At 56.7% G+C, this 744-nt stretch carries 2 protein-coding genes; both read left to right on the top strand.

The window, feature by feature from the left end; translation table 11 throughout:
• The coding region (locus tag ABQX22_RS26640) for an antirestriction protein (protein ID WP_349802850.1) at positions 1 to 477 on the top strand (477 nt) is incomplete at its 5' end.
• A gap of 60 nt (positions 478 to 537) precedes the next feature.
• Positions 538 to 744, top strand: a 207-nt coding sequence (locus ABQX22_RS26635; protein WP_349802849.1) for a hypothetical protein, incomplete at its 3' end; no start/stop codon positions are given.

Raw genomic sequence — 744 nt, 5'->3', positions numbered from 1 at the left:
CCAAGGCCGGCCACTGAGTTTTTCGTAATGGGGGTGAAAACGATGCCCCCGCAGATTGCTGCTACGCGTGTTGCCGATATCGATCGCACTTCATTTCTAGAAGCACATTTCGGCAAAGATCTTTCAATCAGGCATAGCCGCGAACGGAGGGTTTACAAGTGGCTGGATTTTCTCTCTCCAGCTGTTCGCGGTTGCCAGTGGCACTTCTATTCGTTGTCGAACGGTGGCTTTTACAGGGCCCCGTCATGGGGTGTGCCGCTATGCCTCCATGTTCCTCAGAGCGACGTTTTCGCCGTGTTGTCCGCCGACGCGGCGGGCATCGTCGCGACGATGTTTGCCTTGAACGATTATTCGACGATTCTGGCCAACCAGGCCGACATAAATGGAATGATCGAGCGCTACCATCATCTGGGCGCGTTCGCGACGATGCACAACGAAGCTCACATGCTTTACCAGGTCATCGAACACATCGGGTAAAAATTCTGGCGGAGGGCAGGGGACTGCCTGCCTTCACTGTGTCCTCAAGAGGATCCAACAATGAGCAGATATACCGCGACCATCCGAAGCTTGGCCGATGAACATCGCGCCGACCCGGCGGGCACCATCGGTTATGACCGTATGCTTCGCACCTATTTCGCCCAAGGCTTCCCAGCATCGGCGGGCGAAGATCACGCGTTATGGATCGGCTGCTGTCTCGAAGAGTTCCCGACGTTGGCCAGCCTCTACGAGGGGGCCGTGGCCGAG

This window comes from Xanthomonas sp. WHRI 1810A (assembly GCF_040202885.1).
Classification (GTDB): Bacteria; Pseudomonadota; Gammaproteobacteria; order Pseudomonadales; family Pseudomonadaceae; genus Aquipseudomonas.
The sequence above is the reverse complement of the archived record's forward strand: the minus strand, read 5'-3'. Positions and strand labels throughout refer to the sequence as shown.